Source organism: Ralstonia sp. OTU4908, from assembly GCF_038440115.1.
Classification (GTDB): domain Bacteria; phylum Pseudomonadota; class Gammaproteobacteria; order Burkholderiales; family Burkholderiaceae; genus Ralstonia; species Ralstonia pickettii.
This window is the reverse complement of sequence record NZ_JASATD010000010.1, coordinates 94,725-113,773: the sequence shown is the minus strand read 5'-3', so window position 1 is coordinate 113,773 and position 19,049 is coordinate 94,725. Positions and strand designations below refer to the sequence as shown.

The window sequence follows — 19,049 nt, the reverse complement described above, 5'->3', positions numbered from 1 at the left end:
GCCTACTTGCGCCGGGACAGCCCCGACAGCGCGCCTGCCAGGATGATGCAGGCGCCGCCCGCCATTTCCTGAGGGGACAGGCGTTCCGCCGTCAGCAGCGCCGATGACGCGGCCGCCACCACGATTTCGAACAGCATCAGCAGCGCCGCACGATTGGCCGGCAAGCGTTGCAGGCCGCGCTGCACCATCGCATTGCCGCCGACCAGCACGCAGGCCATGCCCGCCAGCAGCAGCCACGTATTGCTCTGCGAGAAAGCCGCCGGCATCGTGCGCACGCCATCCAGCATCAGCGCAGCCGGAAAGCCCACCAGCGCGCAGCCTGCGAAAACGACCACAGTGCGCATTTCCGGGCGCATGGTCGGATGGCGCTGCCCCGCTAGGCGTGAGAGCACGTTGTTGCACGCAAAAGCGAGCCCAGCAATCAGCCCCGCCCCTTCCGCCGCTGAACCCGGCCAGCGCGTGCCGGCCTGGCCCGACCACAGCATCATCACCGCGCCCGACAGCGCCAGCGCGAGCAGCACACCGCCACGCCAGCCCAGCCGCTCGTGCAGCCACAGGCGCGCCAGCAGCGCCGTCCAGACGGGCGTCAGATAGAACAAGAGCAGCACCCGCATGACCGTGCCGTGCACCGTGCCCCAGACAAAGCCCGCGTTGGTGATGCCCGCCGCAATCCCGAGCGCCGGGATCAGCCACGACCATTGGAATGTCGAAAAGTGACGACGCAGCACCACTGCAGCCAGCACAGCCGCAGCTGCGCCCGTCATCGACGAAGCCAGCATGCTGCCGAGCCCCCAGCCGGCCAGCAGGCGGTACGGATACCAGGAAATGCCCCAGACCGAGGCGCCCAGGAGGATAAACAGTGCAGCCGCCCATTGCGGCTCGTGGTGAGCGGAAGCGTCCGCCGAGGAGGCTATCGATGTCATCTAAGCAATAAAAAAACGGCGGAAATCCGCCGCGGCCCGCATTGTCTTGGGGCGGCCAGCACACGTTGGCCGTATAATTTCTGGCTTCCCGGCAAGCGCCAAGCTTGTCCGCTGACCAGCCCAACACCGCCGCCCAACACCGTGAATCCGCGCCTGTCCGCCCTGCAGCCGTATCCGTTCGAGAAACTGAAAGCGCTTGTGAAGGACGTCACGCCCAGCGCCGCCCATACGCCGATCAGCTTCGGCATCGGCGAGCCCAAGCACCCGACGCCGGCCCTGGTGAAAGACGCGCTGACGGCGGCGCTCGGCGGGCTGGCGAATTATCCCACGACGCTTGGCTCCGATGCACTGCGACAGTGCATCGCCGCATGGCTGGAGCGCCGGTACAGCTTGCCTAAGGTCGACCCAGCCACTGAAGTCATCCCCGTCAACGGCTCGCGCGAGGCGCTGTTCTCGTTCGCCCAGACCGTGATTGACGGCAGCAAGCCCGGTGCCCGTGTGCTGTGCCCGAACCCGTTCTACCAGATCTACGAAGGCTCGGCGCTGCTGGCCGGTGCCACGCCCCTGTTCGCCAACAGCGACCCGGCGCGCAACTACGCACCCGATTTCGCCGCGATCACGCCCGAAGAATGGCGCAACGTGCAGCTCGTCTTCGTATGCAGCCCCGGCAACCCGACCGGCGCCGTGCTCACCCTCGAAGACTGGAAGCAACTCTTCGCCTTGTCGGACGAATACGGCTTCATCATCGCGTCGGACGAGTGCTACTCCGAAATCTATTTCGACGAGGCCAACCCGCCCCTCGGCGCACTGCAGGCCGCGCACAAGCTGGGCCGAGGCTTTGACCGCCTCGTGATGTTCTCCAGCCTGTCCAAACGCTCCAACGTGCCGGGCATGCGCTCCGGTTTCGTGGCCGGCGACGCCAAGCTGCTCAAGGCATACCTGCTGTATCGCACGTATCACGGCAGCGCGATGAGCCCGTCGGTGCAATCCGCTAGCATCGCTGCGTGGAACGACGAGGCCCATGTGCGCGACAACCGCGCGCAATACGTCAAGAAGTTCCAACAGGTCACGCCGATGCTGGCCGAGGTGCTGGACGTGGCCCTGCCCGACGCCGCCTTCTACCTGTGGGCCAACGTCAAGCGCACGGGCCTGTCGGACACTGAATTCGCACGCCAGCTGCTGGCCGCCAAGAACGTCGCCGTCCTGCCGGGCAGCTACCTTGCCCGCGAGGCGCATGGCACGAACCCGGGCCAGGACTACGTGCGCATCGCGCTGGTGGCCGGCGTGGACGAATGCCTCGAAGGCGCGCGCCGGATTGTCGAGTTCTGCCAGCAACGCTGATCCGTAATTTTCTCTTCTGTTTCCTCTCCGAGAGCCAACAAGACCATGACGCAACAACTGCAATCCCTGATCGACCAAGCGTGGGAAGACCGCGCCAACCTGTCGCCCAAGTCCGCTCCGGCCGATATCCGCGAAGCCGTCGCCAACGTGATCGGGCAACTTGATCGTGGCGCGCTGCGTGTGGCCGAGAAGAAGGACGGCGAGTGGATCGTCAATCAGTGGATCAAGAAGGCCGTGCTGCTGTCGTTCCGCCTGGAAGATAACGCACCGATGGCTGCCGGCGGCTTCACGCAGTTCTACGACAAGGTGCCGAGCAAGTTCGCCAACTACACGGCCGAAGACTTCGCGGCGGGCGGCTTCCGCGTCGTGCCGCCGGCCGTGGCGCGCCGTGGCTCGTTCATCGCCAAGAACGCCGTGCTGATGCCGTCGTACGTGAACATCGGCGCCTATGTGGATGAAGGCACGATGGTCGACACGTGGGCCACCGTCGGTTCGTGCGCACAGATCGGCAAGAACGTCCACCTGTCGGGCGGCGTGGGCATCGGCGGCGTGCTGGAGCCGCTGCAGGCCAACCCGGTCATCATCGAAGACAACTGCTTCATCGGTGCCCGCTCGGAAGTGGTGGAAGGCGTGATCGTTGAAGAAAACTCGGTGATCTCGATGGGCGTGTACCTGGGCCAGTCGACCAAGATCTACGACCGCGAAACCGGTGAAGTCAGCTACGGCCGCATCCCGGCGGGCTCGGTGGTGGTGGCGGGCAACCTGCCGTCGAAGGACGGCTCGCACAGCCTGTACTGCGCCGTGATCGTCAAGAAGGTCGACGCCAAGACGCGCGCCAAGGTTGGCCTGAACGAGCTGCTGCGCGGCGACTAAGCCCCGGCGCAAGGCATGCCTGCTAGTCTTGCAGGCATGCCAACCACTTCAAGCGCAGCCATGTCCGAACCCAATGCCACCGGCACCCGCTTCGGCAAGCTGCGCCAACGCATCATGGGTCTTGATCCAAACACCATCGGTACCGTCCTGTCGCTGCTGCCCACCATCCTGGAGCAGGCGAACAAGACCATCGACAAGTTCAAGAACCGCAAGAAGACTGGCGCCGACCCTGCCCGCGCAGAAGGCGCAGCGCCCGACCCGAATACGCGGATTGCCGAGTTGGAAGCGGCGATCCTGCAGCAGGCCGAATCCGTCAAGCTGCTGGCCGAACAGCACGCCATCACGATCGACGCCCTGCGCGACGAGGCCGCGCGGCTGGAGCGCCGCCTCAAGCGCATGACATGGCTGGCGTCCGTCGGCTTTGCATTGGCGGTTGCCGCGCTCTCCTTTGCCCTGCAAGCCTCTCGACACTGATTGCGAATCCCACCATGACGACTCTGCATGGCATCCCCAATTGCGACACCGTGAAGAAAGCCCGCACGTGGCTCGAATCGAACGGCGTTGCCTACACGTTTCACGATTTCAAGAAGCAAGGCGTGAGCGCCGACATGCTGGCCGGCTGGCTCAAGCATGTGCCGCTCACCACGCTGCTCAACCGCAAGGGCACCACGTGGCGCGCACTGTCGGATGCCGACAAGGCCCGCGCTGAAGACGAGGCTGGCGCAATCGCGCTGATGCAGGCCAACCCGTCGCTGATCAAGCGGCCGGTGCTGGTGCACGGCAAGAGCGTCAACGTCGGTTTCTCGGCGGACCAGTACGCCGCCCTCTTCTAACAATAACGACAACATCGTCACCGTCATGCAGCCCACGCTTGCCCTCACTGAAGACCTGATCCGCCGCCGCTCCGTCACGCCCGAAGACAAGGGCTGCCAGGACGTGCTGATCGAACGCCTGACCGCCGCCGGGTTCCAATGCGAAACCGTGATCAGCGGCCCGGACCACTTTCGGGTAACCAACCTGTGGGCCGTCAAGCGCGGGCGCGCCGGCGCCGACGGCAAGCTGCTCGTGTTCGCAGGCCACACCGATGTGGTGCCGACCGGCCCCGTCGAGCAATGGAGTTCCGATCCGTTCGTGCCCACGCACCGTGACGGTAAGCTCTACGCCCGCGGCGCGGCCGACATGAAGACGTCGATTGCGGGCTTCGTGGTGGCCTCGGAGGAATTTGTTGCCAAGCACCCGGACCACGCCGGCTCGATCGGCTTTCTGATCACCAGCGACGAAGAAGGCCCCGCGCACGACGGCACCGTCAAGGTATGCGACCTGCTCCGCGCACGCGGCGAGCGCCTCGATTACTGCGTGGTCGGTGAGCCGACTTCGGTGTCGACCCTCGGCGATATGGTGAAGAACGGGCGGCGCGGTTCGCTGTCGGGCAAGCTCACAGTGAATGGTGTGCAGGGACACATCGCGTACCCGCATCTGGCCAAGAACCCGATCCACCTGGCTGCCCCGGCGCTGGCTGAGCTGGCCGCCGCAAACTGGGACGACGGCAATGCATACTTCCCGCCGACCACGTGGCAGATGTCGAATATCCACGGCGGCACGGGCGCGACGAACATCATTCCCGGCCACGTCACGATCGACTTCAACTTCCGATTCTCGACCGCCAGCACGCCAGACGGCCTCAAGGCGCGTGTGCACGGCATCCTCGATGCGCACGGCCTCGACTACACGCTCGACTGGACGCTGGGCGGCGAGCCCTTCCTGACCGAGCGCGGCGAGCTGTCCGATGCCCTCGCCTCCGCCATCCAGGCCGAATGCGGCGTGACCACCGAACTGTCAACCACGGGCGGTACCTCGGACGGCCGCTTCATCGCCAAGATCTGCCCGCAGGTGATCGAGTTCGGCCCGCCGAACGCGAGCATCCACAAGATCGACGAACACGTCGAAGTGGCGTTTATCGAGCCGCTGAAAAACGTGTATCGCCGCGTCTTGGAAACGTTGATCGCCTGAGGTTGCCCCGATGGCGCGCAACGTGGAGATCAAGGCGCATGTGCACGATGTGGCTGCACTCATTGAGCGCGCGGCTGCCATCGCGGATTCCGGCCCCGAGCGCATCGAGCAGGACGACACGTTCTTTGCCTGTGCGAATGGGCGCCTGAAGCTGCGGCAGTTCTCGACCGGGCGCGGCGAGCTGATCCATTACTTCCGCGCCAACAGCGCCGGCCCGCGCGTGTCCAGCTACCACATCGTTCCGACCAGCGCGCCCGACGCCCTGCGCGCCACGCTGGCCGCCGCCATCGGCACCGCCGGCCGCGTCATCAAGTTGCGCCAGCTCTATCTCGCGGGCCAGACGCGCATTCATGTGGATGCGGTGAAAGACCTTGGCGATTTCGTTGAACTTGAAGTCGTGCTGCGCGAAGACCAATCCGAAGACGATGGCGTGGCCATCGCGCACGCCCTGATGCAAATCCTCGGCATTGCCGAATCCGACCAGCTCGACGTCGCTTACGTCGATTTGCTGGCCGCACAACAACATTGAGCCGAAGATGCCCACGCCCACCCTGCCCTCCTCCCACCCGTTCACGACCGTTCGCGACCTGCTGCGCTACGCCGTGTCGCGCTTCACCGCCGCCGGGCTTGTCTTCGGCCACGGCAGCGAGAACGCCTACGATGAAGCCGCTTACCTGATCCTGCACACGCTGCATCTGCCGATCGATACGCTGGAGCCGTTCCTGGACGCACGCCTGCTGCCCGAAGAAGTGGCTGCCGTGCTGAAGGTGATCGACCGCCGTGCTGTCGACCGCGTGCCCGCCGCGTACATCACGCACGAGGCATTCATGCACGGCATGCGCTTCTACGTGGACGAACGCGTGATCGTGCCGCGCAGCTTCATCGGCGAATTGCTGGAAGACGGGCTGGAACCGTGGATCGACCAGGAAGACGGTCCGACCGATGTGCTGGAGCTGTGTACCGGCTCGGGCTGCCTGTCGATCCTGGCGGCGCTGCAATGGCCCAACTCGACCATCGACGCAGTGGACCTGTCGCCGGATGCACTGGTAGTGGCCAATCGCAATGTCGACGAATACCGCCTGCAAGACCGCATCCGCCTGCACGAAGGCGACCTGTATGCGCCGCTGCCGCCGGGCGTGCATTACGACGTGATCCTGACGAACCCGCCGTACGTGAACGAGGCATCGATGCAGGCATTGCCGCCCGAGTACCGTGCCGAGCCGCACATGGCGCTGGCAGGAGGCAACGACGGCATGGACATCGTGCGCCGCATCCTGGCCGATGCACCGCGTCACCTGAAGCCGCATGGCGTGTTGGTGGTGGAAATCGGTAACGAGCGTGAAAACGTTGAGGCGGCGTTCCCGGATCTGGACCTGGTCTGGCTGCCGACCAGCGCAGGTGAAGACCAGGTGTTCCTGGTTACGCGCGAGGCGCTTTAGGCGAATGGGGTTCCGAACCGCACGCGTGGGGTTCGGAACTCGGCAGGTTGGCGTTCGGAACGCCGTGGTCCGGGTTGCGAACGCCGCGTTTCCGGTTACAAACGCCGCGATTGACGTTCAGAACGCCATGTGTGGGGTTCGGAACGCCTGGTCTCCGGGTTCCGAACCCCACATCTTTGGTTCTGGACTCGAAGATTGCCGTTCAGAACCCCATGCGCCGGGCTTTGAACCGCGCATTTGACGTTCGGAACCCGACGCGCCGAGTGCAACACTCCGGCGAGGCTGCAACGGCCGTCACAGCGGAAACAACGGAAACAGCGTCAGGACTTGATCTCGTCACAGGCGTCTTTCACAACGCAAATGGAAAAGCGCTGATCGAACACCTGGCCGCTTGGGCAGTGGTCGAAGACGGCGTGCGACTGTGCGTCGCAGGTGGCGTAGGCGGTGGTGCAGTTGGTGCGCACGGGTTGCTTGGGACCGCGGTTGGTGCCGTCGTCGATCATGAAGCGGCCCGATGGCGCGGGGCATTTGAATTCTGCGGCGGCCTTGGCGAGCGCGGCGGCCGCCTTTTCGGCTTTCGACGTCTGCGGCGTGGGCGGGTTCGGGGATGGGCGACGGTCGCAAGCCGTTAGTGCTAGCGCACACAGCAGCATGCCGAGTGTGAGTGCGCGGGTCATGGGGGGGCTCCTTCGGGGTTGGATGTCCTGAAGTTTACGCTGGGGTTGGCGTTTTTGGTCCATCCCTGTTTCGTCCCCTGGCGGGGCCGACCTACTTTCTTTGTCTTGCCAAACAAAGGTAGGCAAAGAAAGGCGCGCCCGAGTTGGCGACCCACTCCTTGAATTTCTGTAACCGGACGGAGACGGGGAAAACTCGCTGTGCTCAGACAGTTCCCCGTCTTTCTTCCGCCCGCTTACAGAAATTCAAGGCGCCATCTAGGGCAGGAACGTCAACGGCCACACCGTCTGAGTGCGTGGGATGGCGCCATGACTTGCGCCACACCTTTCTCAGCGCAGCATCGCGGACATGGCGGAGAGGCTGTTGAGCATGCGCACGGCATGTTCCACGGAGTCGGCGGCGAAGCGCAGCATCGTGCCGTCGACGCGCTCCAGGGCGGGCCATTGGCAGAAGAGGTCGGCCAATGCGGGCGTTTGCGTCTGCAGGCGGCAGACGATCGGTGCCTGGAGGCGTAGCGGCATGCTGAAATGACCGCGCCGCACCGTGGCCTTTACCGCCGCATAGATCGCCTCGCACGACTGCTCGGGCGAGAGCGATGTGCCGGCGTTCTGTCCTTCCGCCTGTTTGGTCTCGACGAACGTGGTGTGCGGCAGCAGCGGCTTGGTTTCCTTGATGAACACGTCGTCGCCGCTGGCCACGGCCACCGGCACACCGCGCTCGCCGGCCAGGGCGCCGTAGAGGCCGGCCTCGCCCAATTCCTGCTCGTTGAACCAGACGCGCGCGAAGGCAAAGCTGTTGATGGTGTGTGCCAGCACGCCGCGGCTGCCGGCGCGCGCGTGGTAGCCGATCATGCAGACGGCGTCGCAGCCGTCCACGCCGGCCATCATGCTCAGGTAGCGCGGCTTGCCGAGGACGAAGCGTGCGCGGCGGTCGATGGAATCGGGGATGAGGTTGCGGAAACCTCCGTGCGAATCGTTGACGAGCACGTCCGTGGCGCCGCCGTCGAAGGCACCGCGCACGGCGGCGTCGGCTTCGGCGGTCATCCAGCGGCGGGCGCGTTCGTATTCGCCGTTGCCGGCGCGCGTCTGCTCGGGGTGGAACACGTTGGCCACGCCTTCGATGTCGGCGGAAATCAGGATTCGCATGAGTCAGGTCAGAGCAATTCGGTCAGTGCGCGGCGGGTGTTGCCGTCGCGGCCGGTGACGGCTGTTGCGCGGAACAGCGCGTGCACGATGGCTTGTTCGACGCTGTCGGCGGCGGCCTGGAACAGCGGGTCGAGATGCGATTCGTGTGTCATGGAGACGGCTGGCATGGCGCGCACGCCCTCGTGCGGCAAGGTGTAGGCAGTGGAGAACGCCAGTGCGATATCGCCGCTGCCATGGCCGAAGACGGAGCCGGTACGTGCCAGGCCGGCGCCCGCGCGCAAGGCGAGGCGGCGCAACTGGCGCGCGTCCAGCGGCGCGTCGGTGGCGAGCAGCATGATGATTGAACCCTTCTCCGACTCCGGTGTGGCCGCGGCGAGCGCGCTCGCCAATTCCGCACCGACGTTGCGCCCCCCTAGTGTCAGGTTTTTGGTCACGCCAAAGTTGGACAGCACGAGCGCGCCGACCGTACGTTGTGCGCCGTCGGCGAGTGTCACCACGCGCGACGCAGAACCGATGCCGCCCTTCACGCCAAACGACGACATCCCGCGCCCTGCCCCCACCGCGCCTTGCTCGAACGCTTGGGCTGCCGCAGCGTAGGCCGCGTCGTAGTGCACGTCCTGCACGGCAAACGCCTGCAGGTCGTTCAGATAGCCGTCATTGCATTCGAAGACGAGCGGATTGACGGTCGACCACGCGCGGCCGATCTGCGGGTTGGCGGCAACCGCCTGGCGGATCTGCGCCTGCGCCACCGCACCCACAGCGAACGTGTTGGTCAGCGCAATCGGCGTTTCGAGCACACCCAGCTCGTCCACCTGCACCAGGCCGATGCTCTTGCCGAAACCGTTGAGCACCACGCTGGCGGCCGGCACCTTGTCGAGGAACGGGTCGCCGGCATGCGGGCGTACTACCGTCACGCCGGTCTGGATGTCGCCGCCGGCAATCGTTGCGTGGCCGACGGTCACGCCAGCCACGTCGGTGATGCTGTTGCGTGTGCCGGCCGGCAGAGCGCCGATGTGCGGAAGGCTTAAAGACATGCGACCAACTCAGCGACGGTCGATCTTCGGATCCAGCGCGTCGCGCAGGCCGTCGCCCAGCAGGTTGAACGCCAGCACGGTCAGGAAGATGGCCAGGCTTGGGAAGATCGCCACATGCGGCGCCGTCACCATGTCGGCGCGCGCTTCGTTGAGCATCGCGCCCCACTCCGGCGTGGGCGGTTGTGCACCCAGGCCCAGGAACGAGAGGCTGGCGGCGGTGATGATCGAGGTGCCGATCCGCATCGAGAAATACACGACGATGGACGAAATCGTGCCCGGCAGGATGTGCCGCATGATGATCGTCCAGTCCGACGCGCCGATGCTGCGCGCAGCTTCCACATACGTCAGGTGCTTGAGCATGAGCGTATTGCCGCGCACCAGCCGCGCAAACGCCGGAATGCTGAACACCGCCACGGCAAAGATCACGTTGATCATGCCGTTGCCCAGGATGGCCACAATGCCGATGGCCAGCAGGATGCCGGGAAAGGCGAACAGTACGTCGGAGATGCGCATGACGATGCGGTCCCACCAGCCTTCGTAGTAGCCGGCTAGCAGGCCGAGCATGGTGCCGACGATGGCGCCGATGATGACCGACACGAAGCCCGCTTCCAGCGAGATGCGCGTACCCATCAGGATGCGGCTGAAGATGTCGCGGCCCAGCGAATCGACGCCAAACCAATGCTGCGCCGACGGGCCCGCGTTGAGCGCGTCGTAGTCGAAATAGTTCTCCGCATCGAACGGCACGATGTGCGGCGCGAGGATGGCGATCAGTACCAGCGCGATCACGAACACACCGGCGCCCATCGCCAGATGCTGCTTGCGGAACTTGCGCCAGAACTCCGTCCACGGGGTGCGGACGGGCTCGGTCGAAGCTTGTGCAGCGATGGCCGGATTGGATGCCTGCGTCATGATGGGCCCTTACTTCTTGTAGCGGATGGTGGGGTTGATGACGGTGTACAGCATGTCCACCACGAGGTTGATCAGGATGAACTCCAGCGAGAACAGCAGCACCTCGGCCTGGATGACCGGGTAGTCGCGCATTTCCACCGCATCCACCAGCAGACGGCCGAGGCCTGGCCAGTTGAACACCTTCTCCACGACAATCGAGCCGCCCAGCAGAAAACCGAACTGCAGGCCCATCATCGTGACCACCGGGATCATCGCGTTGCGCAGGCAATGCTTGATGACCACCACAGTCTCGCGCACGCCTTTGGCACGGGCGGTGCGCACGAAATCTTCCTGCAGCACTTCCACGAACGACGCACGCGTGAAGCGCGCCATCACGGCGGCCACCGCAGCGCCCAGCGTGAGCGAGGGCAGGATGTAGTGCTTCCAGGTGTCCGCACCGATGGCTGGCAGCCAGCCAAGCTGCACCGAGAACACTTCCATCAGCAGCATGCCCAGTGCGAACGCGGGGAACGAAATGCCCGACACGGCGAGCGTCATGCCCAGGCGGTCCGGCCACTTGTTGCGCCACACGGCGGATGTGATACCGATCACCATGCCGAAGACCACCGCCCACACCATGCTGGTGATCGTCAGGTTGAGCGTTGGCCAGAAGCGCTCGCCAATCTCTTCGCTCACCGGACGCTTGGTGCGGATGGAGTTGCCGAACTCTCCGCGAGCGGCGTTGGCGAAGAAGCGCACGAACTGCTCGTGCATCGGCTTGTCCAGGCCCAGGTCCTTGCGGACGAGATCGACCGTCGTCTCGTCCGCTTCGGGGCCGGCGGCCAAACGCGCCGGGTCGCCGGGCAACAGATGCACGAACAGGAACACCAGCACTGCCACGATCAGCAGTGTCGGGATCACGCCCAGCGCACGTTTAATGAAGTAGTTCAGCATGGCAAATCCACCGCAGGCGGCAATTCAATGGCCCGCGCAAAGATTGCGCGGGCCGGTACGGCAATGAGGCTTATTGCTTGATGTCGACGTCTTCAAAGCTGAACGAGCCGTCCGGTGCCACATAGGCACCCGACAGACGCTTCGAGCGCGCGTAGACGATCTTCTCCGTCACCAGGAAGGCCCACGGTGCGTCTTCCCAGATGCGCTTCTGCGCGTCGGTGTAGAGCTTCGACTTCTCAGCGCGATCGGTCGTGCGCAGTGCGCCGGCGATGTCGGCATCCACCTGCTCGTTCTTGTAGTACGCGGTGTTGAACGACTTGGGCGGCATGGCTTCCGATGCCAGCAACGGACGCAGCGCCCAATCCGACTCACCCGTCGACGACGACCAGCCTGCGTAATACATGCGCACGCCGGCGTCTTCCGGCTTGGGCACGCTTTCCACACGCTCGACGCGCTGGCCGGCTTCCAGCGCCAGCACCGACGTCTTGATGCCGACCTGCGCCAGTTGCTGCTGCACGAACTGGATGATCTTCTGCGCCGTCGTGTGGTTGTAGGCCGACCACAGTTGCGTCTCGAAGCCGTTCGGGTAACCCGCTTCCTTAAGCAGCTCTTTCGCCTTGGCCGGGTTGTACGGCCACGGGCCCAACTTGACGGCGTAGTCAACGCCCGGCGGCACCACGCCTTCAGACGGCACGGCGTAGCCCGCAAACGCCACCTTGGTCAGCGCATCCTTGTTGATGGCGTAGTTGATGGCCTGGCGCACCTTGGGGTTGTCGAACGGCTTCACGTTGGTGTTCAAGCTGACATAGCGCTGGATGATCGACGGCGCTGCAATCAGGTCAACCTTCGGGCTGCTCTTGAGCACCGCGGCCTGCTCGAACGGAATCGTGAACGCAAAGTCGGCCTCGCCCGTCTGCATGATGGTGGCGCGCGTGTTGTTGTCGACCACCGGCTTCCAGGTGATGGTGTCGATCTTCGGCAGGCCGTGTTTCCAGTAGCCGTCGAATTTCTTGCCCTTCAGGTAGTCGGTCTGCTTCCACTCGACAAATTCGAACGGGCCGGTGCCGACTGGGTGGAAGGCGATGTCCTTGCCGTACTTCTTGAGTGCCGTGGGCGAAATCATGGCCGCCGACGGATGCGCCAGCACGTTGATGAACGGCGAGAACGGCTCCTTGAGCGTCACACGGGCGGTGGTCGGGTCAACCACTTCGGTCTTGGCCACGCGGTTAAACAGTACGAAACGCTTGAGCTTGTTGGCCGGGTCGGTCACGCGGTCCAGGTTGGCCTTGACGGCGTTGGCATCAAACGTGGTGCCGTCGTGGAACTTCACACCCTTCTTCAGCTTGAACGTGTAGACGAGGCCGTCCTTGCTCACGTCGTAGCTGTCGCACAGCACGTTGACCAGCTTCATGTCCTTGTCGAAGCCGAACAGGCCTTGATAGAACGACTTGGCCGCGCTGAACGACAGCGTGTCGTTGGCGTCGTACGGGTCCATCGTGGTGAAGGTCGAGTAGACCGCCATCACGGCGTCCTTGGCGGCAAAGGCCGGCATGGTGAATGCCGCCAGGGCCAGGCCGCTGGCAACCATGGCTGCGCGCGGGCTGAAAGCAAAGCGATTGAACATTTCCTTCCTCCTCATCAAAGATGACGTCTCACTGCGTTCTGTATTGCGATTAATACGCGCCGCCAATCGAATGGCGGGCAACAAAGTGGTCTGGCGCCACTTGCACCAACGGCTGCACCACCGGCAGGTCGCCAACGGCACGGATCGGGCTGGGGATTTCGTGCGTGGAAAGTTCACGCTTCAGGTGACGGCGCGCCGGGTCCGCTATCGGCACGGCCGACATCAGCTTCTTCGTGTAAGGGTGCTGCGGGTTTTCGAAGATGGCGCGACGCGGGCCGATCTCGACGATCTGGCCGAGGTACATCACCGCCACGCGATGGCTGATGCGCTCCACCACGGCCATGTCGTGCGAGATGAACAGGAACGCAACGCCAAACTCCTTCTGCAGGTCGAGCATCAGGTTGACGATCTGCGCCTGGATCGACACATCCAGCGCGGACACCGACTCATCGGCAATCACCACCTTCGGGTTCAATGCCAGCGCGCGCGCAATGCAGATGCGCTGGCGCTGCCCGCCCGAGAACTCGTGCGGATAGCGCGACGCATGTACGGGCTGCAGGCCCACCTTGTCCAGCAGCCATTCCACGCGTTGCTGTGCCTCTTTGCCGGAGGCCACCTTATGCACCAGCAGCGGCTCCATGATGGAGTAGCCGACCGGCACGCGCGGGTCCAGCGAGGCGAATGGGTCCTGGAAGATGAACTGGATGTTTCGGCGAAGCGTCTGGAGCGCGGGCCCCTTCAGCTCGCCGATGTTCTGGCCGGAAAATTCGATGCTGCCGCTCTGGCTGTCCACCAGGCGCAAGAGCGACCGTCCCGTCGTCGACTTGCCGCAGCCCGATTCGCCGACCAGCGCCAGCGTCTCACCAGGGTAGAGATCGAAACTGACCTGCTCCACCGCATGCACCCGGCGCGTAACGCGGCCGAAGATGCCCGTGGGCACGTCAAAGCGCGTGACGAGATCACGCACACGCAAAATGGGTTGCACATCGTGCGACGCTGCCGGCTGCGGTGTCGTATCGACCGCAGCGGACGTGCCATCCACCCGCAACAGCGGAAAACGCGCGGGGCCATCGGTGCCTTGCATCGAGCCCAGGCGCGGCACGGCCGACAGCAGCGCACGCGTATACGGATGCGCCGGCTGTGCGAAGACCGTGGCCGACGGGCCCTCTTCCACGCGATCGCCCTTGTACATCACGAGCACGCGGTCGGCCACTTCCGCCACCACGCCCATGTCGTGCGTGATGAACACCACGGCCATGTGCAGCTCCTGCTGCAGCGCGCGGATCAGTTGCAGGATTTCGGCCTGGATGGTGACGTCTAGCGCGGTGGTCGGCTCATCCGCAATCAGCAGCGACGGTTTGCATGACAGCGCCATCGCGATCATCACGCGCTGGCGCATGCCGCCCGACAACTGGTGCGGATAGCGCCCCAGCACATTGCGCGCTTCCGGAATGCGCACCAGCTCCAGCATGCGTAGCGCCTCAGCCTTGGCTTCGCTGGCAGACTTGCCCTGGTGCAGGCGGATGGATTCGGCAATCTGCTCGCCCACGGTGAACACCGGGTTGAGCGAGGTCATCGGCTCCTGGAAGATCATCGCGATATCGGCGCCGCGCACGCCGCGCATGGCCGCCGGGCTGGCGTTGGCCAGGTCCAGCACCTCGCCGTTGCGGCGGCGCAGATGCATCTGCCCGCCGATGATCTTGCCGCCGCCGTGTTCCACCAGCCGCATCAGCGCCAGCGACGTCACCGACTTGCCCGAACCCGATTCGCCCACCACGGCCAGCGTCTCGCCCCGGTCGACGTGGAACGACAGGTTGCGCACCGCGTCGACCACGCGCTCGGACGTGGCAAAGCGCACGCTCAGGTCTTGCACCTGCACGACACGCTGGTCGGGCATGGCAATGACGCTGTTGGAGCCGGGCTGTTTGGTTGCTGTCACGACAAATCTCCTGCTGTCCTGCTTGGCGGCTTCTTACCGATAGATCGACACCACGGGCGCTTGCGCGCCGCGTGCGAACCCGCGGTACATCCCTTCTGTGTTGAACGGCAACGCGACGTTGCCTTGCGCGTCCACGGCGATCAGCCCGCCGCGGCCGCTGATGGCCATCAGCTTGCGCATGACCACGTCGTTGCTCGCATCGGCCAGCGACTTGCCGGCGTACTCCATCTGCGCGGCAATGTCGTAGGCAGCCACGGCGCGGATGAACATCTCGCCCGTGCCCGTGCACGACACGGCCGCAACGTTATTCGCAAAGCAGCCGGCGCCGAAGATGGGCGTGTCGCCCACGCGGCCGACCTTCTTGTTGGTCACGCCGCCCGTGGAGGTGGCCGCCGCGAGGCGCCCTTGCGCGTCGCATGCCACGGCGCCCACGGTGCCGAACTTGTTGTCCGGGTCGATGGGTGCAGCTTCCTTCGCCATGAGCGATGCGGCATCGTGATCGAGCAGCGCCATGCCGTCTTGCTGGCGGGCGCGCTGCCATTGGGCGTAGCGCGCTTCGGTGTAGTAGTAGTCCGGCTCGACAAACTCCAGGCCCTGCGCTTGCGCGAAAGCCTCGGCGCCTTCGGAGGTGAACAGCACGTGTTCGCTGCGCTCCATCACTGCGCGGGCAGCCAGGATGGGATTGCGCAGGCGCTTGACGCAGGTGACTGCGCCGGCCGCCAGCGTGGCGCCGTCCATGATCGACGCATCGAGTTCATACGTGCCGGCGCTGGTGAGCACCGCGCCCTTGCCGGCGTTGAACAGCGGGCACTCTTCGAGCAGGCGCACGGCTTCGGTCACAGCATCTACAGCGCTGCCGCCGTCCACGAGGATGCGTTGCCCAGCGGCCAGGATGTCATGCAGCGCCTGCTGGTAAGCGGCTTCCTTGTCGGCACTCATGGCCGTGCGGGTGATGGTGCCGGCGCCACCGTGGATGGCGAGGATGGGCGTAGTCATGCGTGGCTCAATGGCAATCAGTTTTCAGCGGTGCGTTTGCGTCCGCGTCGGGTCGTCTTGGGTGTGCCGGAAGCGTTCGCGGCGTCGTTGGCGCGGGGCGCGGGGGCGGTATGCAGCCACGGCAGCACGAATTCAGTCAGGCGCTCAGCAGATTCGAGCGAATGCGCCGAGCGATGCGCCACTGCGCCGCACAGCGCTTCGAACAGCGCCACGGCAGCCGTGTCCGACGTGGCCGAGAACTGCCGCTCCGGCCGTGCATATAACGCAATGTCGGCCAGCGGCGCGAGCGGCGACGTCGGGCTGTCGGTCAGTGCCAGCAGTTGGCAGCCTTGCTCGCCGGCCCGTTTGGCCAGCGTGATGGTGTCTGCCGCATAGCGGGGGAAAGCGATGGCGATCAGCAGATCCTTCGGCCCGATCTTGCGCAGTTGGCGTGCCGCATCCGATGCGCCGCCCGGCTGCGAAACGGCGATCACCGTGTCGCAGTAAAGATCGAGCCCATGGCGCAGCAGCCCCGCCAGATAGCCGCTGGCGCCAAAGCCCATCACGTAGATGCGCTGTGCGCCGAGGATGGCGTCGACCGCGCGTTCGCACGCGGCGGCGTCGAGCATGCGGCGCGTGGCATCAAGGTTGGCGATGTCTTCGTTGAGCGAGGCGGCAAAGATCTCCGCGCTGGTGGCCGGGCGTGCCAGCTCGTGGCGCAGTTTTTCCACTGGCGCGAGCGTCGCTTCGAAGCCGCGCAGCAGCCCCGCGCGGAACTGCGGATAGCCGTCAAAGCCCAGCGCCAGCGCAAAACGGTTGGCCGTGGCAATCGACATGTCGACCGCCGCGGCAAACTCGTCGATGCGCATGGTGGCGGCGCGGAACGGGTTCGCCAGCACGTATTCCGCCATGCGCTGGTGCGCGGGCGTGAGCGTGGCCAGGGCCGCCCCAATGCGCTCGGAGACCGTCGCATCGGCGGCGAATGCGCCTTTCGACACATCCGTGCGCTTGCTGGTGGATTTCGCCATGTTCATGGGCCGTGAAAATTTTGTGTAAATGTATTTTCACGAGCCGACCGTGTAAAGAAAAAAACTTTCATGAAGACCTATGGTTTTCCCTAGGTCTAATGCCACCGCACAGATTGCGGGCGAGCGCTGCCTCGGCACGGTGCAATGCACCAGTCCAAACGCACCTGAGGCGCCAGGATCGTGCGACGCAGCACGCTACAATCGCACCCTTCTTCGATTTGCCTTCAAGCGCAGTTTTTCGTGATCCGATTCGACGACCTCGTCCTCCAGCGCGGCACCAAGGTGCTGTTCGACCACGCCACCGCCACACTCAACCCCGGTGAACGGGTCGGCCTTGTCGGCGTGAACGGCAGCGGCAAGTCGACGCTGTTTTCCATGCTGCGCGGCGAATTGCACGCCGACGGCGGCGAAGTCGCCATCCCGCCCACCTGGCAGGTCGCGCACGTGGCGCAGGAAACGCCGGCAGTCGACCGCAGCGCGCTCGACTACACGCTCGATGGCGACACCCGCCTGCGCGACATCGAACGCCGCCTCGCCGCGGCCGAAGCCGCGCACGACGGCCACGCACAGGCCGAAGCCCACACCGCCTTTGCCGATGCCGACGGCTACACCGCACCGGCGCGCGCACAGGCGCTGCTGCTCGGTCTCGGTTTCACGATGGCGCAGACCACGCAACCCGTGGCGAGCTTCTCCGGCGGCTGGCGCATGCGTCTGAATCTGGCCCAGGCGCTGATGTGTCCGTCCGACCTGCTGCTGCTCGACGAGCCCACCAACCACCTGGATTTGGACGCCGTGGTCTGGCTGGAAGACTGGCTGTCGCGCTACGCCGGCACGCTCGTCATGATTTCGCACGACCGCGAATTCCTCGACGGCGTATGCAACGTCACGCTGCATATCGAGAACCAGAAGCTCAAACGTTACGGCGGCAACTACACGCAGTTTGAGACGCAACGCCTGCAGCAGATGGCGTTGCAGGAAGCGTCGTATGCGCGCCAGCAAAAGCAGATCGCGCATCTGGAATCGTTCATCACGCGCTTCAAGGCGAAGGCCAGCAAGGCCAAACAGGCGCAGAGCCGCGTCAAGGCGCTGGAGCGCATGGAGCGCCTTGCGCCCGTGCATGCGGCGGCGGGTTTTTCGTTCGAATTCCGCGAGCCCGAGGCGGCGCCCAACCCGATGCTCACGTTTGAAGGCGTCGATTGCGGCTATCCCGGCCCGAGCGCTGATGAACCCATCACCATCCTCAAGCACCTGACGTTCTCCATCCAGACCGGCCAGCGCATCGGCCTGCTGGGGGCCAATGGCCAGGGCAAGTCGACGCTGGTGAAAACGCTGGCCGAGACGCTGGCGCCGCTGTCCGGCACGATCCGGCGCGGCAAGGGCCTGCAGATCGGCTACTTCGCCCAGCACCAGTTGGAAACGCTGGACGATCACGCCTCCCCTCTGCTGCATCTGGCGCGGCTGGCGCCCGACGTACGCGAGCAGGAACTGCGCGACTTTCTCGGCAGCTTCAACTTCCGCGGCGACATGGCGACCTCGCCCATCGAGCCGTTCTCGGGCGGCGAGAAGGCACGCCTGGCGCTCGCCCTGATCGTCTGGCAGCGCCCCAACCTGCTGCTGCTCGACGAGCCGACCAACCACCTCGATCTCGACACCCGCGAAGCCCTGACAATGGCGCTGGCCCAGTTCGACGGCACGCTGATCCTCGTCTCGCACGATCGGCATCTGCTGCGCGCCACGACCGACCAGTTCCTGCTTGTCGGCCAGGGCACCGTCGCCCCGTTTGATGGCGATCTGGACGACTACCGCGACTGGCTGCTCAAGCAAGCCGCGGCCAAGCGCGCAGCCGCCAGCGCCCAGGCTGCTCCGGCCGATGCGGATGGCGCGCGGACCACCAACCGCCGCGACCAGAAGCGCGAGGAAGCCGCCGAACGTCAACGCCTGAATGCGCTGCGCAAGCCGCTGCAAAAGAACGTCGACGCGATTGAAAAACGCATGGCGCCGCTGCAAAAAGAAAAGGCGGAACTCGAAGCCTTCCTCGCCGACGGCGCCGCGTATGAAGACGCGAACAAGACGCGCATGATGGAAAGCCTGCGCCGCCAGGCCGAGCTGAACGCCGAACTCGACGAGCTGGAAGAACGCTGGCTCGAGCTGCACGAACAACTCGAACAAATCAATTGAGGCTGGCGCGTCCGGCCAAGGAG

The 19,049-nt window shown here is 64.9% G+C and carries 18 protein-coding genes; 8 read left to right on the top strand and 10 right to left on the bottom strand.

Features of this window, described 5'->3' with window-relative positions; genetic code table 11:
• Positions 1–2 precede the first annotated feature (2 nt).
• On the bottom strand, positions 3–923 hold the full coding sequence (locus tag AAHM38_RS11470) for a DMT family transporter (protein WP_116575771.1): 921 nt from the start codon (positions 921–923) through the stop codon (positions 3–5).
• Between the two features lie 141 nt (positions 924–1,064).
• On the opposite strand from AAHM38_RS11470, the gene dapC reads away from it, so the two are divergent.
• Genes dapC through prmB form a run of 7 tightly spaced genes read left to right on the top strand, consistent with a single transcriptional unit; the run spans position 1,065 to position 6,586 of the window.
• The gene (gene dapC / locus AAHM38_RS11465; protein WP_116575772.1) at positions 1,065–2,264 is read left to right on the top strand and encodes a succinyldiaminopimelate transaminase; all 1,200 of its coding nucleotides are present in this window, start codon (positions 1,065–1,067) and stop codon (positions 2,262–2,264) included.
• Between the two features lie 45 nt (positions 2,265–2,309).
• Complete coding sequence (gene dapD / locus AAHM38_RS11460) at positions 2,310–3,137, top strand: 2,3,4,5-tetrahydropyridine-2,6-dicarboxylate N-succinyltransferase (RefSeq protein ID WP_116575773.1); 828 nt, start codon at positions 2,310–2,312, stop codon at positions 3,135–3,137.
• 60 nt (positions 3,138–3,197) lie between these two features.
• Entirely contained in the window at positions 3,198–3,611 is a 414-nt protein-coding gene (locus tag AAHM38_RS11455) for a hypothetical protein (RefSeq protein WP_116575774.1), read from the top strand.
• Between the two features lie 14 nt (positions 3,612–3,625).
• Positions 3,626–3,970 (top strand): arsenate reductase, encoded by a 345-nt coding sequence (locus AAHM38_RS11450; protein WP_027677486.1) that lies wholly within the window; start codon positions 3,626–3,628, stop codon positions 3,968–3,970.
• 25 nt (positions 3,971–3,995) lie between these two features.
• The gene (gene dapE, locus AAHM38_RS11445) at positions 3,996–5,147 is read left to right on the top strand and encodes a succinyl-diaminopimelate desuccinylase (RefSeq protein ID WP_116575775.1); all 1,152 of its coding nucleotides are present in this window, start codon (positions 3,996–3,998) and stop codon (positions 5,145–5,147) included.
• Positions 5,148–5,157: 10 nt separating this feature from the next.
• Positions 5,158–5,676 (top strand): class IV adenylate cyclase, encoded by a 519-nt coding sequence (locus AAHM38_RS11440; protein WP_116575776.1) that lies wholly within the window; start codon positions 5,158–5,160, stop codon positions 5,674–5,676.
• Between the two features lie 7 nt (positions 5,677–5,683).
• Complete coding sequence (gene prmB, locus AAHM38_RS11435) at positions 5,684–6,586, top strand: 50S ribosomal protein L3 N(5)-glutamine methyltransferase (protein WP_116575777.1); 903 nt, start codon at positions 5,684–5,686, stop codon at positions 6,584–6,586.
• Between the two features lie 320 nt (positions 6,587–6,906).
• Here the strand turns inward: prmB and AAHM38_RS11430 are convergent, their stop codons facing one another.
• From AAHM38_RS11430 to AAHM38_RS11390, 9 genes are all read right to left on the bottom strand, one after another.
• Positions 6,907–7,263, bottom strand: a complete 357-nt coding sequence (locus tag AAHM38_RS11430) for a chitin-binding domain-containing protein (protein ID WP_009238258.1) — start codon at positions 7,261–7,263, stop codon at positions 6,907–6,909.
• 327 nt (positions 7,264–7,590) lie between these two features.
• Entirely contained in the window at positions 7,591–8,406 is an 816-nt protein-coding gene (locus AAHM38_RS11425; protein WP_009238259.1) for a M55 family metallopeptidase, read from the bottom strand.
• Positions 8,407–8,414: 8 nt separating this feature from the next.
• Entirely contained in the window at positions 8,415–9,440 is a 1,026-nt protein-coding gene (locus AAHM38_RS11420) for a DmpA family aminopeptidase (RefSeq protein ID WP_116575778.1), read from the bottom strand.
• Positions 9,441–9,449: 9 nt separating this feature from the next.
• Entirely contained in the window at positions 9,450–10,349 is a 900-nt protein-coding gene (gene gsiD, locus AAHM38_RS11415; protein WP_116575779.1) for a glutathione ABC transporter permease GsiD, read from the bottom strand.
• A gap of 9 nt (positions 10,350–10,358) precedes the next feature.
• Positions 10,359–11,282, bottom strand: coding sequence for a glutathione ABC transporter permease GsiC (gene gsiC / locus AAHM38_RS11410; protein ID WP_012761875.1), 924 nt, complete (start codon positions 11,280–11,282; stop codon positions 10,359–10,361).
• 70 nt (positions 11,283–11,352) lie between these two features.
• Positions 11,353–12,906 carry a glutathione ABC transporter substrate-binding protein GsiB gene (gene gsiB, locus AAHM38_RS11405; RefSeq protein ID WP_116575780.1) on the bottom strand — a complete coding sequence of 518 codons (1,554 nt, stop codon included), beginning with the start codon at positions 12,904–12,906 and terminating at the stop codon, positions 11,353–11,355.
• Positions 12,907–12,955: 49 nt separating this feature from the next.
• Positions 12,956–14,803, bottom strand: a complete 1,848-nt coding sequence (locus AAHM38_RS11400; RefSeq protein ID WP_218909876.1) for a dipeptide ABC transporter ATP-binding protein — start codon at positions 14,801–14,803, stop codon at positions 12,956–12,958.
• Positions 14,804–14,878: 75 nt separating this feature from the next.
• Positions 14,879–15,841 carry an isoaspartyl peptidase/L-asparaginase family protein gene (locus AAHM38_RS11395; protein ID WP_116575782.1) on the bottom strand — a complete coding sequence of 321 codons (963 nt, stop codon included), beginning with the start codon at positions 15,839–15,841 and terminating at the stop codon, positions 14,879–14,881.
• Between the two features lie 17 nt (positions 15,842–15,858).
• Positions 15,859–16,848 (bottom strand): MurR/RpiR family transcriptional regulator, encoded by a 990-nt coding sequence (locus AAHM38_RS11390; protein WP_116575834.1) that lies wholly within the window; start codon positions 16,846–16,848, stop codon positions 15,859–15,861.
• A 240-nt stretch (positions 16,849–17,088) separates the two neighbouring features.
• Between AAHM38_RS11390 and AAHM38_RS11385 the strand changes: the two genes are divergently transcribed.
• On the top strand, positions 17,089–19,026 hold the full coding sequence (locus AAHM38_RS11385; protein ID WP_179817538.1) for an ATP-binding cassette domain-containing protein: 1,938 nt from the start codon (positions 17,089–17,091) through the stop codon (positions 19,024–19,026).
• Positions 19,027–19,049: the final 23 nt, after the last annotated feature.